At 73.2% G+C, this 18,779-nt stretch carries 19 protein-coding genes; 10 read left to right on the top strand and 9 right to left on the bottom strand.

The annotated features are described in order from the left end of the window. Positions 1 to 25: 25 nt before the first annotated feature. Positions 26 to 253 (top strand): hypothetical protein, encoded by a 228-nt coding sequence (locus OP04_RS26110; RefSeq protein WP_051799027.1) that lies wholly within the window; start codon positions 26 to 28, stop codon positions 251 to 253. On the opposite strand, the gene OP04_RS26105 is transcribed toward OP04_RS26110, so the two are convergent. Next, positions 237 to 1,661 carry an amino acid permease gene (locus tag OP04_RS26105; RefSeq protein ID WP_033342483.1) on the bottom strand — a complete coding sequence of 475 codons (1,425 nt, stop codon included), beginning with the start codon at positions 1,659 to 1,661 and terminating at the stop codon, positions 237 to 239. The two genes, OP04_RS26110 and OP04_RS26105, sit on opposite strands and share 17 nt — an antisense overlap. 111 nt (positions 1,662 to 1,772) lie before the next feature. On the opposite strand from OP04_RS26105, the gene OP04_RS26100 reads away from it, so the two are divergent. Together OP04_RS26100 and OP04_RS26095 are read left to right on the top strand one after the other, a co-directional pair. After that, entirely contained in the window at positions 1,773 to 3,533 is a 1,761-nt protein-coding gene (locus tag OP04_RS26100) for a site-specific DNA-methyltransferase (protein ID WP_033342482.1), read from the top strand. A 148-nt stretch (positions 3,534 to 3,681) separates the two neighbouring features. Next, positions 3,682 to 5,439 carry a DEAD/DEAH box helicase family protein gene (locus tag OP04_RS26095; RefSeq protein ID WP_051799025.1) on the top strand — a complete coding sequence of 586 codons (1,758 nt, stop codon included), beginning with the start codon at positions 3,682 to 3,684 and terminating at the stop codon, positions 5,437 to 5,439. Positions 5,440 to 5,493: 54 nt separating this feature from the next. On the opposite strand, the gene OP04_RS26090 is transcribed toward OP04_RS26095, so the two are convergent. The 3 genes from OP04_RS26090 to OP04_RS26080 form a co-directional block, all read right to left on the bottom strand. Beyond that, complete coding sequence (locus OP04_RS26090) at positions 5,494 to 6,795, bottom strand: alpha/beta fold hydrolase (protein ID WP_232323742.1); 1,302 nt, start codon at positions 6,793 to 6,795, stop codon at positions 5,494 to 5,496. 85 nt (positions 6,796 to 6,880) lie between these two features. Next, positions 6,881 to 7,111, bottom strand: a complete 231-nt coding sequence (locus OP04_RS26085; protein ID WP_033342480.1) for a DUF3817 domain-containing protein — start codon at positions 7,109 to 7,111, stop codon at positions 6,881 to 6,883. Between the two features lie 13 nt (positions 7,112 to 7,124). Further along, the gene (locus OP04_RS26080) at positions 7,125 to 7,694 is read right to left on the bottom strand and encodes a hypothetical protein (RefSeq protein WP_033342588.1); all 570 of its coding nucleotides are present in this window, start codon (positions 7,692 to 7,694) and stop codon (positions 7,125 to 7,127) included. Positions 7,695 to 7,870: 176 nt separating this feature from the next. Here OP04_RS26080 and OP04_RS26075 point away from each other — a divergent pair, with 176 nt between their 5' ends. Both OP04_RS26075 and OP04_RS26070 read left to right on the top strand, forming a co-directional pair. Beyond that, positions 7,871 to 8,821 (top strand): GlxA family transcriptional regulator, encoded by a 951-nt coding sequence (locus OP04_RS26075; RefSeq protein WP_033342479.1) that lies wholly within the window; start codon positions 7,871 to 7,873, stop codon positions 8,819 to 8,821. 76 nt (positions 8,822 to 8,897) lie between these two features. Then, the gene (locus OP04_RS26070; RefSeq protein WP_157240348.1) at positions 8,898 to 9,590 is read left to right on the top strand and encodes a TNT domain-containing protein; all 693 of its coding nucleotides are present in this window, start codon (positions 8,898 to 8,900) and stop codon (positions 9,588 to 9,590) included. Position 9,591: 1 nt separating this feature from the next. Here OP04_RS26070 and OP04_RS26065 read toward each other — a convergent pair whose 3' ends face one another. Then, positions 9,592 to 10,545, bottom strand: a complete 954-nt coding sequence (locus OP04_RS26065) for an NAD(P)-dependent oxidoreductase (protein WP_269746706.1) — start codon at positions 10,543 to 10,545, stop codon at positions 9,592 to 9,594. 98 nt (positions 10,546 to 10,643) lie between these two features. Here OP04_RS26065 and OP04_RS26060 point away from each other — a divergent pair, with 98 nt between their 5' ends. Next, positions 10,644 to 11,738 (top strand): glycoside hydrolase family 53 protein, encoded by a 1,095-nt coding sequence (locus OP04_RS26060; protein WP_033342476.1) that lies wholly within the window; start codon positions 10,644 to 10,646, stop codon positions 11,736 to 11,738. Between the two features lie 37 nt (positions 11,739 to 11,775). On the opposite strand, the gene OP04_RS26055 is transcribed toward OP04_RS26060, so the two are convergent. The 4 genes from OP04_RS26055 to OP04_RS54810 form a co-directional block, all read right to left on the bottom strand. Then, positions 11,776 to 12,978: a hypothetical protein gene (locus OP04_RS26055; RefSeq protein WP_033342475.1), complete on the bottom strand. Its 1,203-nt coding sequence runs from the start codon at positions 12,976 to 12,978 to the stop codon at positions 11,776 to 11,778. After that, positions 12,971 to 13,480: an RNA polymerase sigma factor gene (locus OP04_RS26050; protein WP_051799022.1), complete on the bottom strand. Its 510-nt coding sequence runs from the start codon at positions 13,478 to 13,480 to the stop codon at positions 12,971 to 12,973. Before OP04_RS26050 ends, OP04_RS26055 begins: the two co-directional genes overlap by 8 nt. Positions 13,481 to 13,818: 338 nt before the next feature. After that, positions 13,819 to 14,793 (bottom strand): helix-turn-helix domain-containing protein, encoded by a 975-nt coding sequence (locus OP04_RS26045; RefSeq protein WP_033342474.1) that lies wholly within the window; start codon positions 14,791 to 14,793, stop codon positions 13,819 to 13,821. Positions 14,794 to 14,826: 33 nt separating this feature from the next. Beyond that, a complete protein-coding gene (locus OP04_RS54810; RefSeq protein ID WP_051799021.1) occupies positions 14,827 to 15,774 on the bottom strand; it encodes a PfkB family carbohydrate kinase in 948 nt (315 codons plus the stop codon). An 81-nt stretch (positions 15,775 to 15,855) separates the two neighbouring features. On the opposite strand from OP04_RS54810, the gene OP04_RS54805 reads away from it, so the two are divergent. From OP04_RS54805 to OP04_RS26020, 4 genes are all read left to right on the top strand, one after another. Then, complete coding sequence (locus tag OP04_RS54805; protein WP_051799018.1) at positions 15,856 to 16,578, top strand: YwqG family protein; 723 nt, start codon at positions 15,856 to 15,858, stop codon at positions 16,576 to 16,578. 261 nt (positions 16,579 to 16,839) lie between these two features. After that, a complete protein-coding gene (locus tag OP04_RS26030; protein WP_033342473.1) occupies positions 16,840 to 17,601 on the top strand; it encodes a metallophosphoesterase in 762 nt (253 codons plus the stop codon). Between the two features lie 25 nt (positions 17,602 to 17,626). After that, on the top strand, positions 17,627 to 18,097 hold the full coding sequence (locus tag OP04_RS26025; protein ID WP_033342472.1) for a hypothetical protein: 471 nt from the start codon (positions 17,627 to 17,629) through the stop codon (positions 18,095 to 18,097). After that, positions 18,090 to 18,623, top strand: coding sequence for a hypothetical protein (locus tag OP04_RS26020; protein ID WP_033342471.1), 534 nt, complete (start codon positions 18,090 to 18,092; stop codon positions 18,621 to 18,623). Before OP04_RS26025 ends, OP04_RS26020 begins: the two co-directional genes overlap by 8 nt. Positions 18,624 to 18,779 lie beyond the last annotated feature (156 nt).

Genomic DNA, 18,779 nt, shown 5'->3' with positions numbered 1-18,779 from the left:
CCCCCGTCAAAGGAGCCTGGCTGCGGTGACCGGCCCATCGGCGCCCCTTCGTATCGGCGACACCGTCCAGATCCCCGAGCCCGACTACTGCTACGGGCTCGGCACGCTCACGCTGCGGATAACCGCGATCGGCTCCGGCACGCCGCGCCGGGACTGGGTCCAGTTGCGCGGCGTGCAGCTCGGCGACGACGGACGGGAGATCAAGGAGCGCGAGGTGCTGGCCCGGGTCGGCGGCATCAGGAGGGCCGGTTGACCTCCCGCAGCCGCGAGTGCCGGTAGCCGTAGAGCGCGTAGATCACGATGCCGGCCAGCAGCCAGAGCACGAAGCGCAGCCAGGTGCTTGCCGGCAGGTCGCTCATCAGGTACACCGCGAACGCGATCCCGAGCAGCGGCAGCACCGGCGCGAACGGCACCCGGTACGGCCGAGGCATGTCCGGCCGGGTCCGGCGCAGCACCAGCACCCCGATGTTGACCAGCACGAACGCGAACAGCGTGCCGATGTTGGTGAGCCGGACGATCTCGCCCAGCGGCACCAGTGCGGCCAGCACCGAGATCAGCAGCCCGAGCCCGACCGTGAGCAGCACCGGCGTGCCGAAGCGCGGGTGCAGCGTGGCCAGCCGGCGCGGCAGCAGGCCGTCCCGGCACATGCTGAAGAAGATCCGGGTCTGGCCGTAGAGGATCACCAGCACCACGCTGGTGATCGCGACCAGCGCGCCGAACGCCAGGATCGCGGCCGCCCAGGTGATGCCGGCGCCGTCCTTCAGCGCGGCGGCCAGCGGCGCGTCGCTGCCGGAGAGCGTGTCCGCGCCCGCGATGCCGACCGCGCCGACCGAGACCAGCACGTAGAAGACCGTGCAGATGATCAGTGAGCCGAGGATCGCGATCGGCAGGTCCCGCGCCGGGTTGCGCGCCTCCTCGCTGCCGCAGGTGACCGCGTCGAAGCCGATGAACGCGAAGAAGATGATCGCGGCCGCGCTGACCACGCCGTCGCCACCGTGCGGGAGCAACGGCGTGAAGTTGCCGGAGTTGATCGCGGTGCAGGCCACCACGATGAAGAAGATCAGCACGGCCAGCTTGACCACGACCATCACCAGGTTCGCCCGCGCGCTCTCCCGCACGCCGAGCGCGAGCAGGCCGGTGATCAGCAGGACGATCAGCACGGCGGGCAGGTTGACCGTGCCGTCCGGCGGGGACTCGGAGATCGCGGTGGGCAGCGCGTAGCCGAACGCGGCGTCCAGGAACGCGTTGAGGTTGCCGCCCCAGCCGACCGCGATCGCGGCGACCGAGACGCCGTACTCCAGGATCAGGTCCCAGCCGATGATCCAGGCGACCAGTTCGCCGAGCGTGGCGTAGCTGTACGTGTAGGCGCTGCCGGAGACCGGCATCGACGAGGCCAGCTCCGCGTAGGACAGCGCGGAGAACAGGCAGGCGAGCGCGGCCAGCACGAACGCGAGGATCACGCCCGGCCCGGCGAGCAACGCACCCTCGCCGATCACCACGAAGATGCCGGTGCCGATGATGCCGCCGACGCCGAGCGCGGTCAGCTGGATCGGGCCGACCGCGCGTTTCAGCGCCTGGCCCTCCACCTCGGTGTCGGCCACCAGCGAGCGCACGTCCCGGGTGGCGAAGAGCCTGCCGCGCAAACCTGAGGAATCGACCATGGTCAACTCCTTACCCGCGCTGCACGGATCATGGACCTGCCATTCATCTGTTGCGCGATCGCGCGTTTCCGGGCAAAAAGATGTCACCGGAACGGCTAGGGTAAACAATTTGTGAGCGGTCGTCTGAGCCTTTCCTGGGTCCATCAGGACCGGGCGCTGTTCTGCGACGAAAAGGCGGGATATTCCTGGGTGGACCGCGATGATCCGCGGCTCGCCGAGGTCCGGCTGCTGGCCGAGACCGGTCGCGTCGGCGAGGTCACCGGCGGGCCACGCGACAACCTGCTCATCCAGGGCGACTGCCGGGACGCGTTGCGGGCGCTGACCCGCATCCCCGAGTGGGCGCCGGCCTACCGCGGCGCGGCCAAGCTCGTCTACCTCGATCCGCCGTTCAACACCGGCCAGACCTTCGCACAGTACGACGACGGCCTCGACCATTCGATCTGGCTGGCCATGATGCGCGAGCGGCTCCTGCTGGCCCGCGAGCTGCTGGCCCCGGACGGCTCGCTCTGGGTGCACCTGGACGACGCGGAGAGCGCGTACTGCAAGGTGCTGCTGGACGAGATCTTCGGCCGGTCCTGCTTCATCGGCACGGTCGTCTGGGAGAAGGACCGCGGCCGCCGCAACGACACCGACCTGTCCTCCGCGCACGACTACATCCACGTGTACGCGCCGGCCGGCCCCGGCTGGCGCACGGTCCGGAACCTGCTGCCGCGCACCGCGCTCGTCGACGGGCGGTACCGCAACCCGGACGGCGACCCGCGCGGCCCCTGGCTGCAGGGCGACAACGGCACCGCGAAGAGCGGCACCGAACGCAACCGGTTCGCGGTCGAGCTGCCGTCCGGCCGCGTGGTCCGGCCACCCGCCGGGTCGTACTGGCGGTTCAGCCCCGCCACGCTGGCGTCCGCGCGCGCGGACGGCCGCGTCTGGTTCGGCCGCGGCGGCGACAGCCTCCCGGTGATCAAGCGGTACCGGCACGAGGTCCAGGCCGGGCTGGTCCCGCGCACCTGGTGGCCCGCGGACGAGGTCGGCACGAACCAGGACGCCAAGCGCGACCACCTGCGCCGCCTCTTCCCCGGCACCGAACCGTTCGCCACCCCCAAGCCGGAACCGCTGCTGCGCCGCATCATCGAGATCGCCACCCACCCCGGCGACCTGGTGGTGGACGGTTTCGCCGGCTCCGGCACCACCGCGGCCGTGGCGCACAAGCTCGGCCGCCGCTGGGTCGCGGTCGAGCGGAGCGCGGCCACGGTCGCCGGCTTCACGCTGCCCCGGCTGCGGATGGTGGTCGACGGCACGGACCCGGGCGGCGTCACGCGGGACACGGTGGCCACGCCGGTGGAGCCGCTGCCGGACGGCATCGCCGCGTCCGACGTGGCGGCGGCGCGGCGCACCGTGGCCGCGCTGGCCGGCGCCGGACTGCTCGCCGACGTCGGTGACGAGGCGGTCGGCACGCTGCAGCGCCGCCTGTCCGCCGCTTCGAAGATCGATCACACGGTGGTACGGGAGTGGCGTGGCGGCAGCGGCTTCCGCACCCTGGCGGTCTCCCCCGCGCGTTACGAGCTGGCCGGCGACCGCGTGCTGCTGGAGCGGTTGTCCCCCGAGTTCGTCGCGGCCCAGCTCGGCTTCCGGATCGCGCCGCGCGGGCCGTTCACCGGCGTGCGCGGCCGCACCCGCCTCGCGGTCGCGGACGGCGTGATCGACGACCGGCTCGCCGCCGCCGCGGTCGCGGCCCTGCACCCGGACGAGACCGTCACGATCGTCGGCCGCGCCGTGCTCCCCGGCACGGCCGCGCTGCTCCGCGGCCTGCGCCCCGGCTCCCGCGCACTCAAGGCACCGGACGACCTCCTCCGCCACCACCGGGTACTGCGGTGACCGGCCGCCGCGGCAACGCCGTCCTCCCCGCCGGCGCGCGCCGCAGGCCACGCCACCCCGCGTGCTCCGCCGACGCGCGCCACGCGCCACGCGACCCCGTGGTGCCGGCAAGCCGTGGCCGGCGGGCGTCGCGCGCGCGGGTGTCCCGGTGACGGACTGGCTGCCCTACGACCCGGATCTGGTCGCCCAGATCGCGGCCGCGATGGACCTCCGGGCGCCGAACGCGGGCGCGCTGGCCGCCGCCGCACGCGCGGTGGCACCGGGCGACGGCGGCGAGGCGGTCTGCGAGCTGGCGACCGGCGTCGGCAAGTCCTACGTGAGCGCCGCGCTCGTCGCATACCTGGCCGAGCGCGGTGTCCGTAACATCCTGATCGTCACGCCCGGGACCGCGGTGCACGAGAAGACGGTCGGCAACTTCACGCCCGGCCATCCCCGGTACGTGCCCGGCGGCGAGTGGACGCCGGTGATCGTGACCGGGCGTGCGCGCGGGCCGGCCCCGCCGCCGGACGCACTCACGCTCTACGTCTTCACCGTGCAGCAGCTCATCCGGCCCGGCGCCTCGGCCAGCCGGCGGCTGCGCGCGCCCGACGAGGCGCTGGGCGCCGGGCTCTACCAGCGGCTCGCGGAGACCTCCGACCTGGTGGTGATCGCGGACGAGCACCACGTCTACCGGCAGGCCGCGCGCGCGTTCGCCGCGGCCGTGCGGGACCTGGCGCCGCGCGCGCTGATCGGCTTCACGGCCACGCCGGACCGGGCCGACCGGGCACGAGTGGTGTTCCGCTATCCGCTCGCGTCCGCGATCACGGACGGGCTGGTGGCGGTGCCGGTGCTGGTCGGCGCGTCCGCGCCCGGCCAGGACCGGGAGGCACGGTTGCGGGACGCGTGCCGGCTCCGGGCAGCGAAGGAGAGCGCGTGGCTGGCCTGGGCACGGGCGCACGGCGTACCCCCGGTGACGCCCTTGATCTTCGTGGTGTGCCGGGCGATCGACGAGGCGGGGGAGGTCGCGGACGAGCTGGCCGGCCTGCTGCCGGGCGCGGGACGGGTGCTGCTGGTGACGTCGCGGTCCGGCGACGACGCGCTGCGCGCGCTGGCGCGGGTGGACGAGCCCTCGTCACCGGTACGCGCCGTGGTCGCGGTCGACAAGCTCAACTCGGGGTGGGACGTGCCGAACGTCGGCGTGATCCTGGCGCTGCGCGCGCTCGCCTCGGAGACGCTCACCGAACAGATCCTCGGCCGCGGCTTGCGGCTGGCCTACGGGCGCCGGGCCGGGGTGGCGGCGGTCGACTCGATCGACGTGCTAACGCACGAGTCGTATCGGACGCTGCTGGAGAGCACGGACGCGCTGCGGGAGGCGCTGGCGCCCGGGTCGGCCGGGCGGACCGCGCCGGACGGTGACGGGGACGGCGTGACGCTGACGATCGGGGCGGCGCCGCTGTTGCGGATAAGCGGGTACGCGCGGGCGCTCGCGGCGGCGCGGGAGCCGGTGGAGGTCGTGCCGGCCGGTGCCGACGAGCCACCGGTGCCGCCGTTCACGCTGCCGGCGACGCGGTTCTCGCTGGCAGCGGTGCCGGACGAGGCGGCCCGGGAAGCAGGCGCCCTGGAAGCAGGCGCCTGGGAAACAGGCGCCCGCGAGGTCGCCGTGCGCGATCTCGCCGCCCGGATTCTCGCGTTGCCGCTGGTCGAGGCCGTCCGCACCGAGATGGCCGAGGCCGACCGGCTGGCTGCCGCCTATCTGTCCGGCGTGGCCGCCTCATCCGCCTCTCCCGGCGGCCTGCCCGGCTCCTCCCGCACGCCCGACGGCCTCCCATGGGACACCGCCACCGCCGAACGGGCCGCCGACGTCCTCGCCGCACTCATCGCGGCCACCTATCACCGGGTCAACCGTGCTTCCGGCACGTCGTTCTAGAACCGCCAAAGGTGCGGGGGTACGGCCGGCAGCCGCACCCCCGCACCTCCCCCATTACTCCGGGCAGCTCGTCCCCCGGGCCGGCACGGCCAGGTCGACCAGGTAGCGGTCCACCAGCGCCCCCACGCACGGCCGGGAGTAGGTCCCGTGCTGCACCCCCGCGTACGTGACCAGCACCCCCTCGGCCCCGAGCTGCCCGGCCACCCGTGTGGCCCACGCGTACGCGCTGGCCGGGTCGTACCGGGCGTTGATCAGCAGCATCGGCCGGTCCAGGCCGTGCACGGACACCGGGTGCTGCGGGTTCCGCACCGGCACCGGCGCGCCGAGGCAGGACGCGATGCCGAGCACGGCCGCGACCGGCAGCAGGTCCGGCGCGATCCGGCGGGCCTCGCGCAGCAATCCGTCGTACGCGGCCCAGGACCGGACCGGCAGCGACCAGTCCGCGCAGAACACCTGCGTCGCCATCGGCGGCAGCGCGGGCGGCGGCACGGTCTCACCCCGTGCCAGCGCCGCGACCGTGGTGGCCAGCCCGGCGAAATCCCCCTGGTAGAAGGCCCGGAACGCGCGCACGTCCCGGTCGAAGCCGGCCGGCAGCGAGTGCCAGACCGCGCGCACGTCCTGACCGTGCAGCGCGCAGCTCACGGTGGTGTCGCACCAGGTCACCCAGCGGTCGAAGATCTGCTGCCCGTTGGCCGCCTGGGTCCGCACGAAGCCGCGCGTGTCCAGGTCGTGGTCGACCACGCTCTCCGCGACGATCGCGCGCACCCGGCCCGGGAACAGCTCCGCGTACCGCTGGGCGAGCAGCGAGCCGTACGAGCTGCCGTGGAACGTGAGCTGCCGGTCGCCGAGCGCGGCACGCAGCGCGTCCAGGTCCCGCGCCGCGCTCGCGGTATCCGCGTGCCGGTACACCGGCACGTCCCGGCACGCGTCCCGCAGCCGTGCGTTGTAGCCCTTCATCTGCGCGAACGCGGCCGGGCTCTCCATGATCACCGGAGGTCGCGCGCCCACGGCCGAGGTGTCGCACGCGCCCACGCCGCGCGGGTCGAAGCTGACCACGTCGAACCGCGCGAACAGCTCCGTGCTGAACCGGTTGTGGTCGATGATCCGCTGCACGCCGGAGTCCCCCGGCCCGCCGGGCCCGAACACCAGCGACCCGATCCGGTGCTCCCGGTCCGTGGCGATCCGGCGCGCCACCGGCAGCACGAACGTCTCACCGCGCGGCCGGCTCCAGTCGACCGGCAGCACCAGGTCGCCGCACTCCGCGCCGGAGACCGCGTCGCACGGGTGCCAGTCGATCTGCCGCGCCGTCTCCGCCCGTGCGGGGGTAACGGCAAGACCGACGAGCAACAGAGCCATCAGTGGTACGGAGAGGAGCCTTCGCATGCGGCCAATCGTGCTCCGTCGATGATCGGCCGGGAATCGGGTTTTCCCCCGCTTCGCGTTAGGGGGATCCCCTTAGGACCAGAAGACCGCCGATCCCGGGTACGAGTGAGGACAGTCGCGCGGCCCGGGACAGGCCGGGCAGCCGGAACGCCGCGATGATCACGAAGAGGTAGGCGCAGCCGTGGATCGGCCCGGTCAGCGACGCGACGCCGTCCAGGTGCACGGTGGCCAGGTTGGTCAGCAGCACCAGCAGCGACAGCGCCTCGACCGCGGCGGCGATCCGGAGCATACGTGTCACGTGCTCACGCGCCCGTCGTCGAGCCGGGGCGCACGATCATCAGCACCGTGACGATCGCCCACAGCAGGTTGAACAGGCCGGTGAACATGGCCAGTCGCGGAATCGCCCGCCCGAGCGGCGCGCCGGGCGCGGCCGGTGCGGTGGTCTCGACCGGCGCTGCGGACCCGGCGCGCGTCGCGGCCCCGGCCGGCGTCGTGGAACCGGCCGCGGTGACTCCGGCCGGCGTCGTGGATTCGGCCAGCGCCTCGGTCAGGGCCTGCTGGCGGGGCAGGACGGCGAGGATGAGCAGGAGCGCGGCCGCGGCGGTGAGCGCCATCGAGGTCAGCAGCCAGGCGTCGGTCAGCACGCCCAGGCTGCTGGCGGTGGCGATGCCGAAGACCGGCACGGCGACGCCGACGGCCGCGTAGACGCGGCAGATCCGGTGCAGCAGCCGCGCCCAGGAGGCCGCCTGCGGGTCCGGCGGGTCGGCGAGCGCGCGGCGCATCACGGCCGGGAACATGCTGGCCGCCACCGTGATCGGGCCGATAGCGATGATCGCCGCGAGCACGTGCACGGCGAGGAGGAGCTTCGTCACCGCGACGACGGTAGGCGCCTTCCGCGCCGCGCGGCAGTGGCTGAAATGCCACATGCCAACTGATTCTCGCCAGGTGCCCTCTTGTTCGTTCTTCTTGCTGGAAAGACATGAATCAGGCGCGGCGCACCTGCGGTGGGAGTGTCCGGGCCGCGTCGGCGAGTGGTTGAATTCTCGCCATGCAGACCGTGGCCGTGCTGGCGCTGGACGGGGTGGTGGCGTTCGATCTCGCGACGCCGCTGGAGGTCTTCGGGCGGACGCGTCTGCCGGACGGGCGCACGCCGTACCGTGTGCTGGTCTGTGCCCTGACCGAGGAGGTCGAGGCCGGCGCGTTCACGCTGCGCGCGCGGCACGGCCTGGCCGACCTGGCCACGGCGGACACGATCATCGTGCCCGGCGTCGCGGACCCGCACGCGCCGGTGCCGGCCGAGGCGCTGGACGCGTTGCGCGCCGCCGCCGCGCGCGGGACCCGGATCGCGTCGATCTGCTCCGGCGCGCTCGTGCTCGCGCAGACCGGGCTGCTGGACGGGCGGCGCGCGACCACGCACTGGCTGGCGACCGGGCTGCTGGCCGCGCGGCACCCGGAGATCGAGGTGGACGCCGACGTGCTCTACGTCGACGAGGGCGGCGTGCTGACCTCCGCGGGCGCGGCCGCGGGCCTGGACCTGTGCCTGCACCTGATCCGGCGCGATCACGGCTCCGCGGTGGCGGCGGACGCGGCCCGGCTCTCCGTGATGCCGCTGGAGCGCGAGGGCGGGCAGGCGCAGTTCATCGTGCAGCCGCTGCCGGTCACGCCGCGCGGCTCGGAGCTGGAGCCGCTGCTGCGCTGGCTGGAGGAGCACGCGCATCGTGAGCTGACCCTGGACGACATGGCGCGGCAGGCCGGGATGAGCACGCGCACGCTGAACCGACACTTCCGGGAGCAGCTGGGCAGCACGCCGCTGCAGTGGCTGCTGCGGGCGCGGGTGCGGCGGGCACAGCACCTGCTGGAGACGACCGGGCACCCGGTGGACCGGATCGCGGGGCAGGTCGGTTTCGGCTCACCGACCGCGTTCCGGGAGCGCTTCCGGCGGACCGTGGGGACCAGCCCGGCCGCGTACCGGTCCGCGTTCCGCGCCCACCAACGCTAACGGGCTCCCGGACCACCCGGGCGATATTCCCGGATAACGGTAATAGGCGGCTTTCGTACACGCAGAATGCTCCTGTGTGGATCGATTCCTCTGGGGGTACACGGTGAAGTTCCGCTCGCTCGCCACCGCGGTCGTCACGGCCGCGCTCGTCACCGTCGCCACCCCGCCCGCCCCTGCGTCCGCCGCGGACTCCAGCACGTGCCGGCCGGGCATCCCACCGCGAGCCACGCCGACGGGCTCGTTCTACGCCGACCGCGGCGAGCTCGGGCCGGAGCAACTGCCGTCGGACGCGCCGACCGGCTCGCTGATGACCGGATATCAACGCTTCGGCGGGCTGGACCGGGACGCGTTCACGGACCGGTACCGCACGGCGCAGGGCTGGGTCCAGCCGCCGGAGGACGGCTTCCTGATCCTGCGCGGCGTCGCGGTGCGCTACGAGCAGACCATGGTCGAGGGGGCCAGGATCGACCGGTTCGGCCTCCCGAGCGGCCGTGACCTGGCGCCGGTCGACACGCTCTACCTGCAACGCGCGCTGCCGCCGCAGAGTCTGAACACACCGGGCGGCGCACCGGCGAGCAACTATCACGTGTACTGCGTGCTGCGCGCGTTCACGGTCGAGGCCGGGCCGGTGGCGCCCTGGTTCGGCCAGCCCGGCCTCGGCCTGAAGTACCGGCTGCACGCCCGTTTCCTCCCCGGGGCCGGCGACCGCCCCTCGGTCAGCTGGCTGCTGGAGAACGGCTACCTGGTCGAGGAGGAACCCGGCCGGTAGGTCAGTCGCGCGGGAGCGCGGCGCGGCGGCGGGAGACCTTGGCGACCGCGCCCCAGTCGAGGTCCGCGTCGCCGTGCGCGATCGCGTCCAGGAAGTGGTCGCGCAGGATGCCGGCGAACGGCATCGGGACGCGGGCGTCGAAGCCGGCGGTCAGGCCCAGCGTGACGTCCTTGAGGCCGAGCGGCAGGCGGAAACCGGCCGGCGCGTAGCGGTCGTTGCGGATCATCGTGCCGTAGGCGCTGTAGACCGGGCCCGGGAAGATGCTGTTCGTCAGCACGTCGACCAGCGCGCCCGGATCCACGCCGTGCGCCTCGGCCAGCGCGGACGCCTCGCCCAGCGCCTCGATCGCGGACGCGATCATGAAATTCGCCGAGATCTTCGCGACCACGGCCTGCTCCGGGCCGTCGCCGAGCGGCCAGGTCCGGCGGCCCATCGCCGCGAGCAGCGGGGACACCCGGTCCAGCAGCTCCGCGGGGCCGGACGCCAGGATGTTCAGGTTTCCGGCCGCGGCGACCTCGGTGCGGCCGAGCACGGGCGCGGAGACGTAGCCGATCCCGTGCGCGGCGTGCAGCGCGGCCGCCGCCGTGGCCAGCCCGACCGACACCGTGGCCATGTTGACGTGCACGGTCGCGGCGGCGCGGGACAGCAGCGCCTCGTCGAGCAGGACCGCGCGGACCGAGGCGTCGTCGGCCAGCATCGAGACGACCACGTCGGCCTGCCAGACCTCCGCGACGGACGCGGCCGCGACGGCGCCGTCCTCGACGGCGGCCGCGACCGGCTCCGGGGACCGGTTCCAGACACGCACGGCGTGGCCGGCCTTGATCAGGTTGGCGGCCATGGGCCGGCCCATGCCGCCGAGTCCGATGAAACCGACGTCCATTCCGGACCTCACCTTCGGGTTGTGCGATGTGCGATGGCGAGGGTACGTGATGCCACTCTGGCTGTGAGCGCTCACAGCGTACCGTCGAGGGCTTTTGAATTTCTGCAGAACGGTCTACTGTGAGCGCTCACAGTATTCATCGACAACCGTCATCATGAGGAAGGCAGAACCTCATGTCTCTGCGAACCGTCCTCGGCGCGCTGCTCACCGGCGTCCTCGGTGCGAGCCTGATCGCCGCCCCGGCCCAGGCCAGCACGCTCTCCATGCGCGGCGCCGACGTCTCCACGCTCCAGCGCGCCGCCGACCTCGGCGCGAAGTACTACACCGCGGCCGGGACCCAGGCCGACCCGCTCGACATCCTGTCCGGCGCGGGCGTCAACTACCTCCGGCTGCGGGTCTGGGTGAACCCGGCCAGTGGCTACAACAACGCGGCGAAGGTGCTGGCCTACGCGAAGACCGTGAAGGCGAAGGGCTTCAAGCTGCTCGTCGACTTCCACTACTCGGACACGTGGGCCGACCCGGGCGTGCAGACGAAGCCCGCGGCGTGGGCGAGCCACGGGCTGAGCGCGCTCGCCACGGACGTCTACAACCACACGTACGGCCTGTGCAACAGCCTGAAGGCGCAGGGCACCACGCCGGACAGCATCCAGATCGGCAACGAGATCAACGTCGGGATGCTGTGGAACGACGGCAAGGTGGTGAACAACAACTTCGGGCCGCTGGCGACCTTGCTCAAATCCGGATATAACGCGGTAAAAGCCTGTAACAGCGGCACGCAGGTGATCATCCACACCGCCAACTCGGACAGTCTCGATCATGCGCGCTGGTTCTACGACGGCATCCGGGCCGCGGGCGTGACCTGGGACGTGACCGCGCTCTCGTACTACTGCAACTGGCACGGCACGCTGTCCAACCTGACCACGGTCATCGCGGACACGCTCTCCCGCTACGGCAAGCCGGTGATCCTGGCCGAGACGGCCGCGCCGTTCACGACGGGCAACGCGGACAGCACCGGCAACAGCATCACCACCGCCTGCTCCGGCTACGCCGCGACGTGGGCCGGACAGGGCGCCGCGTTCACCGCGGTGCAGAACGCGGCCAAGGCCGGCGGCGCGATCGGCGTCTTCTACTGGGAGCCCACCTGGTACGCCGTGCCCGGCAACGGCTGGGACCCGTACAACATCAGCGGTTCCGGCGACGGCTGGGACAACATGGCGGTCTTCAACTGGACCGGCGTGTTCAACTCGCAGGTGCGCTGGATCAGCTGAGGCGACGGGCGGGGCCGCTGGACCCCGCCCGTCCTCGTCACGGCACCGGCCAGGCCCAGCTGCGGTTCCAGCCGCGCCCGACGCCGACACCCACGTGACCGATCCCGTTCCGGAGGATCACGGCGCCGTCCGGGAACGTCCGCATGCTCACCGTCGCGAACGCCGGCTCCAGCGGCAGCTGTCCCAGGCCCGGCTCGAGGAGCCACGAGCCGTCCGCCGGCGTCGCGGCGATGAGCGCGCCCTCGCCGACGGCCCGGAGCATCGACGCCGTCGCCGTGGAGGACCACGCACCCGTGGCCCCCTCGCCGTCCTTCACGGTCAGCGTCCCGCCGTCGTGGGTCAGCCTCCAGACGCGCACCGGGGCGGCGGTCACCACCCAGGCGTCGCCGTCGATCGCGGAGACGGTCAGCCGGAGGTCGTCGGCCGGGCTCTCCCGCTCCACCGGCGTGTCCCACGTGCGGCCGCCGTCCGCCGAGGAGCTGACCCGGTACCGGCGGGAGTCCGGGTCCCGGCCCAGCAGCCAGGTGCGGCCCGCGCCGTCCCGGATCAGCTGCGTGAGCCGGCCCATGCCCGCCGGCACCTCCGGCTTGACGATCGAGGTCAGGTCCGTCACCTCGGGCCGGTCGCAGGCCAGCGCCTCCTGACCGCCGTAGGTCTCCTGACCCGGGCACTCCAGGATCAGGTCGCCACCGAGCTCCAGCAGCAGCTCGGGCGGGCCGGGCACCGCAGGTGTCAGGATGCTCGCGCCGGTCTCCGGCAGCACCTGCGCGATCGACTCCGCGCCCGCCTCCCGCAGGAAGACGTTGCCGCGGGGGGAGACGAACAGCGTCGCGTGCGTGTAGCCGTCGCCGCCGCGCCGGATCTGCCAGGTCAGCCCGAGGTCCACGGAGGACGCCAGCTGGGAGTCGACGCAGACGTCCTCGCCGCAGCCCCCGTCCGCGTAGGCCCAGATCGTGCCGTTCGCATAGCCGAACTGCGCCGGCGCGCGCAGCTCCCAGTCCGGGAGCGGGATCTGGCCGATGTCCCGCTCCAGCGGCCCCGGCGCCGCGTCCGACGACGATCCGGCCAGCGTCAGCGCGCCGACCGGGGCGCCCACCAGCAGCACCAGCGCGCCGGCCACCATGCCGGTCCACGCCCGGCGCCCTCGCCGCCGGGTCAGCTCGCCGACCGGCGCCGGCCGGAACGTCGGCGCGACCGCGGCCTCGAAACGGGCGAACACGTCCTCCAGGTGATCAGCCATGGCGCACCTCCGGCAGCATCAGGATCGGGTTGTCGAGGCGGGCGGACAGCGCGGTCCGGCCGCGGGTCAGCCAGGAACGGACCGTGCCCTCGGCCACGCCCTCCTGCTGCGCGATCTCCGCGGTGCTCAGCCCGCCCAGGTAGTGCAGGACCACCGCGCGGCGCTGCCGGTCGGGAAGCGAGGCCAGCGCGCGGACCAGGTCGACGTGGTCCGGCTCCGGGCCGGCCACGTACTGTTCGCGCTGACCGGCCAGGTGCCGGAACGCGATCCGCACGCGGCGCAGCCGGCTCGAGGCGAGGTTCCACGCGACCCGGCGGACCCAGGCGACGGGCTCCTCGTACCCGCGGATGCTCTGCCAGCGTTCCAGCGCGCGGCAGAACGCCTCCTGCGTCAGGTCCTGCGCCTCCGCGTGGTCGCCGAGGTACGCGTAGAGCTGCACGGCCAGCCGGTGGAAGTGCCCGCGGTACAGCTCCGCGAACTCCTCGGGCGGATGGTCGACCATGGGCGCGCTCCTGTCGGGATGGGGACGTGTCACAGAGAACACGCGTCACCCGGCGGGATTGCTGCACTGTCCAAATCTCGCCATGTCGCCTCTGCGGCAGCCCGTGCGGTGGGCGACTCCGGCCTACCGCTTACAGACTGTTATCGACAGAGAGAGGTGAGCGCGGTGACCCCCTTCAGCGGCGACGAGGACGCCCCCTGGACGCCCCCGCCTGTGCGCCCGGTGGAACCGCCGCTCCCGCGACGCTCGTTCGCGCCGCGCCGGCCGTGGGCCGCACGTACCTGGTACCGGCCCGCCCCCGGCACACCCTGCTACTGCGGGTGTCCCGCGGCGAAGAGCTAGAGCCAGCCTCGTCTCGCCGCCTGGAACGCCAGCCCGGTCCGGGTGTCCACGCCGGCGATCGACATCAGACGGTCCAGGCGGCGCTGCACGGTACGGCGGCTGACGCCCAGCTGCGACGCGATCGACTTGTCCGGCAGCCCCGCCACGAACAGCGACAGCAGATGCTTCTCGGACACGTCCGCGTCCGACTCCTCGATCACGCCGCCGGACAGGCGCAGCGGCGTCGCCCGCTCCCAGTGCGACTCGAAGAGCGCCAGCAGCGCGTCCAGCAGCTCGCTGCGGCGGACCAGCGCCGCGGTCGGCTCCACGAAGCCGCGCTCGCCGTCCGGGACCAGCGGGCAGATCGCGGTGCGACGGTCCGCTATGGCCAGCCGGACCGGCAGCGCGGGCAGCGTGCGTGCCTCCTCGCCGAGCCGCACGCTCTCGGTGATGCCGGTCAGCTCGCCCGGGTCGGTGAGCAGGCCGCGCTCGTAGATCGCCCGGTACCGCACGCCCCGGCTGAGCGCGCCCGGCTCCTCCGTGTTCTCCGTACCGGGCATGGCCAGCGGATTCGCCCGGCAGAACCAGAGGATCTCCTCGCGCGCCTCCGCCTGCACGGTCCGCAGCCGGTCGCGCAGCGCGGTGCGCCCGTGCACGATCTCCACCAGCCGGTCCGCGTCCCGCCGCCGCGCCGTGTCCCGGAACTCCTCGGACAGCGCCGCGACCGCCCGCCGGGCGTCCTCCAGCGCGGCCTGGCGTCGCAGCAGCCGGTCACCGAGCGCGACATCCGGCGCCAACGGGACGAAGACCGTGGTCTCGCCCGCGCGCTCCGCCGCCAGCCCCTGATCGCGCAACGCGTGCAGCGCGCGGGCCGCGTCGTCCGGCCGGACCTCGGCCAGCCGGGCCACCTCGTCCACGCCGGCCGATGCCAGCCTGATCAGCACCCGGTAGACGCGGTCCTGCACCGGATCAAGCAGCGCCCCGTCCTCCATGACCACACTCTACGAAGGCCCCGCGCAATCCGGTCATACCGCCCCGGTCATCCATGTATCTGTATGGTGCATCCAGGTGCGGGTGCCGAAATGCGCGCACGCTCGTGACGCCGTGTGCGCGGCACGCGCCAGGAGTGCCGGAAAATTGTCCGGCGTGAGCAGCGCGGGCCCGGCCCCTTCCCGCGGCATCCGTCCCGGCGCTCCCGGCAAGCCCGTTCCCGGCAGGGTCGTTCCCGGCAGGGTCGCGATCGCGTGGGTCAGCGCGCCGTGGAAGACGTCGCCCGCGCCCAGCGTGTCCACCACGGACGTCTGCTCGACCGCGACCTCGCCGCTCGCACCGCCCGGCCCCCACCAGCGAATCGGCTCGCCACCTGCGGTGATGACGATCCACGGCACGTCCAGGCCCTCCTCGACCGGCCCGCCGCCGGGCACCCTGAAATCGGCCGAGCACGCCACCACGTCGATCAGCGGCAGCAGGCGCGCGGTCCCGTGCTTCCAACTGCCCGCATCCATCACGGTGGGAATCCCGTGCCGCCGCGCCGCCCGCAGCGCCACCTCCGCCAGCGCCGGGTGGTGCCCGTCCACCTGCAGCGCCGTGACCCCATCAAGATCAAAATCATTCGGGGGTACGAGGTGCGCGCTCCCCGCATTCGTCGAGATCACGGCCCGTGCCCCGGTGCCGGCCGTGACCAGGATGCTCGACACCGCCGGCGGCCCGTCCTGCGCCGCCGCCAGATCGTGCACCCGTACCCCGCACGCATCGAGATCCGCCCTGATCCCCGCCGTCAGCGGATGCCGTCCGATCCCGGTCCAGAGCACGGCCTCCCCGCCGAGGTGCGCGAACGTCACCGCCGCGTTCGTAGCCGGCCCGCCCGCCGCCACGGTCTGCCGCAACGCCGTGACCTTCTCGTTCTCCCCCGGCACCCGCGCCACCGACTGAATCACGTCCAGCGTGCACAGCCCCACGAAGACCCCGCTCACGGCCCGACCATAACGGCGCCGCTGCCGGCCGAGGTGCGCGCCCCGGCCGACGGTTGACCGAATCGTGCAGGATGAGCGGCTATGGACCAGCGACACGTGTTTCGCGAAGCCGCCCGCGAGCAGGGCCTGCCCGACGACCTGATCGACCGGTGGCTCCAGCACTCCCGCCCCCGTACGGAGCTGACCCGCGACGGCGACGGCCCGATCGCCGGCCGTTTCGGCGGCCGTCCCGCGCTCCCGGAAGACGTGGCCTGGCCCGACGGCCAGGTACACCTCGTCACCGTCGACCTGGCCGCACTCCCCGCCGGCAGCCACGACCTCGGCCTCCCCGCCGACGGCACGCTGATCCTCTTCTCCGAGATGGACATGTGCCCCGACGAGAGCACGCTCCTGCACATCCCCGCCGGCACCGCCGTCCAGGACCGCACCGACCACGACCACCACGTCTTCCCCCCGTTCCCGCTGCACGCGCGCACCGGCTGGAGCGTCCCCCAGGACCCCGGCCTCGACCTGCCCGACGACGTCGAAGAGGCGTTCACCGAGGCCACCGACGCCCTCTCCACCGACGACGACACGCTCTTCACGATCGGCGGCCACGGCGACGTGGCCACCAGCGGCGTCGGCCACCCCGTCCAGTCCCCGGCCACCGAGACCCTGATCGCCCAGCTCTTCCTCCCGTCCTCCCTCGTGGACGACGCCTTCGGCGGCGCCGACTGGTGGCACCTCTCCGCCGTCCTCGACACCCCCGACCTCCCCGCCCGCCGCTTCCACCTCACCCGCTTCATCCCCGACTGGCTCGGCTGACCCCACCCCGCCTCCGCCATCACCACCCCGCCCACCGGCCGAGACCCCACGCTCGCCCTCACCGCCACTCACCATCCCTCCGCGGCTGCCACCGCCCGGCTCCCTCCACGCGATTCCCGCCGCCCGATGCCTCCCCGCGATTCCCGCGTGAGGGGCCCGAGGTCGGTCCCGGCCTGGGGCTTGTCCCCCGGTCGCGTCGGGGGGAGGGCTGGACGAGAGGGGAGGTGGGTAGGTTTGGCGGACGCTACGGGGAGGGGTCGAATGACTACGGTAGTGATCGTCGGAGATGTGGGTGGCTGCGCGGATCAGCTGGCCGCCGTGCTGCCGGCGCTGGTCGAGGATCCGGAGGCCGCCGTGATTCAGGTCGGGGATCTGGTGGATCGGGGGCCGGACAGTCCGGGCGTGCTGAAGCTGGTCGGGGAGCGGCTGGCGGAGGCGCCGGAGCGCTGGATCCAGTTGATCGGCAATCACGAGGCGCAGTATCTGGGCGTGGTCGATCCGTTCACGCCGGAGCCGCTCGCGGCGGCGGAGTCGGCGCTGCTGAACGACTGGTGGCTGCGGGACCGGATGCGGGTGGCGGCCGCGGTACGGACCGCGCAGGGCGAGGAGCTGCTGGTCACGCACGCGGGACTGACCGTGGGATCGTGGCGGGAGCTGGGGTCGCCGGTGACCGCGGCGACCACGGCGGAGCTGCTGAACACCCGGCCGGACGCGCTGCTGCGGAGCTTCACCGGGCCGCTGTGGGCGGACGCCGGGCCGGAGCTCTACGAGGGCTGGCTGGGGGATCCGGCGTTCCCGCCGTTCGGGCAGGTGCACGGTCACGACACGATCGTGGACTTCGAGGCGCGGGCGTGGCGGTGCGGCGAGCGGATCCGGCAGCGGACCTCGGTGGACTGGGCCGCGCGGCACACGACCACCGTGATCAACCGGACGACGTTCATCGGGGTGGATCCGAAGCACGGGCGGCGGGGCGCGCCGGAGTGGTCTCCGCTCTATCTGCGCAACGCCACTCTGCTCACCTAGGCGGGCGGCTGGTTAGGCTCCCTTCATGAACGAGTGGCGCCACCTTCCCCCGACCGCCCGTGGCATCGCGGTCGCCGCCTCCGGCGCGGTCGAGGCCGCGCGTGCGAAGGACGCGGAGGCGTTCGACGAGGCGGTGGAGGCGCTGGCGGCGCAGGATCAGGAGCGGTCCGGGCTGGTGCTCGGCGCGGTGACGCGGCTGCTGGTGGAGGCGTCGCACCAGGACGGTGTGGACAGTGACGACGTCCGCGCGGTGCTGGCCCACTGCGTGCGCGAGGCGATGACCTGGCAGGCGGAGGTGGATCCGCAGGTGGTGCTGGTGCTGCTGGCCGGCGCGCTGGGCGTCTACGACCCGGAGGGTGAGGACGCGCCGCCGAAGGCGACGGCGCAGGCCCGGCACAGCGCGCTGCTGATCGCGAGCCTGTTGGGGACGCGGCCGTTCGCGGAGTACCTGGCGTTCGCGTTCGGCGAGATCTCACGCGCCGAACATCATGACTGAGTTCATCGATCTGGACGCGCCCGAGACCGCCGCGCCACGACCGCCGCGGGCCCGGGTCGTGCTCGCGGTGATCGCGCTGGCCGTGGCGGCTGCCGGGGGTGCGGCGTGGGGGCACGATCGGGCGCGGGCGCAGCGGCGGGCGCTGGACGAGGCGACGGTGGCGCTGGCCGTGGTTCCCGGGCGGCCCGGCGAGACCGGCGGAAATCTGCTGCACGCGCAGGTCACCGGCGTGATCACGCTGATCAACGCGGGGCCGTTGCCGGTGGAGATCCGGACGTTTCAGGGCGCGGGGGCGGGGATCACGCTGACCGGCATCGATCGGCGGCGGCGCATCGATCCGGGCGTCGCGTCCGGCATGCAGGCGGTGGCGGTGGTCGACTGCAACCCGGGTGTGCCGCTGACGCCGCTGCAGCTGGACGTGTGGGTGCGGACGGTCGACGACGTGGCGCGCGAGACGCAGCTGCCGCTCGGACTGAAGGGCTCGGCGTGGGACGACGCGGTGTCCGTGGCCTGCTCACCCCGGTAATCGGTTTCTCGAATCGTTCCAGATTCTGAGGTAATTCTGAGGTTGGCCGTCCCGATTCGAGGCTTACCCTGTCCATCGATACCGATGAATACGTAATCGGTATGTCGGGCCCCGTTCACCCCCAGGACCCCGGCTGGACACCTCGGAAGGACGTTA

This window comes from Catenuloplanes japonicus, from assembly GCF_000717135.1.
GTDB classification, from domain to species: Bacteria; Actinomycetota; Actinomycetes; order Mycobacteriales; family Micromonosporaceae; genus Catenuloplanes; species Catenuloplanes japonicus.
This window is presented reverse-complemented; position numbering and strand designations above follow the sequence as displayed.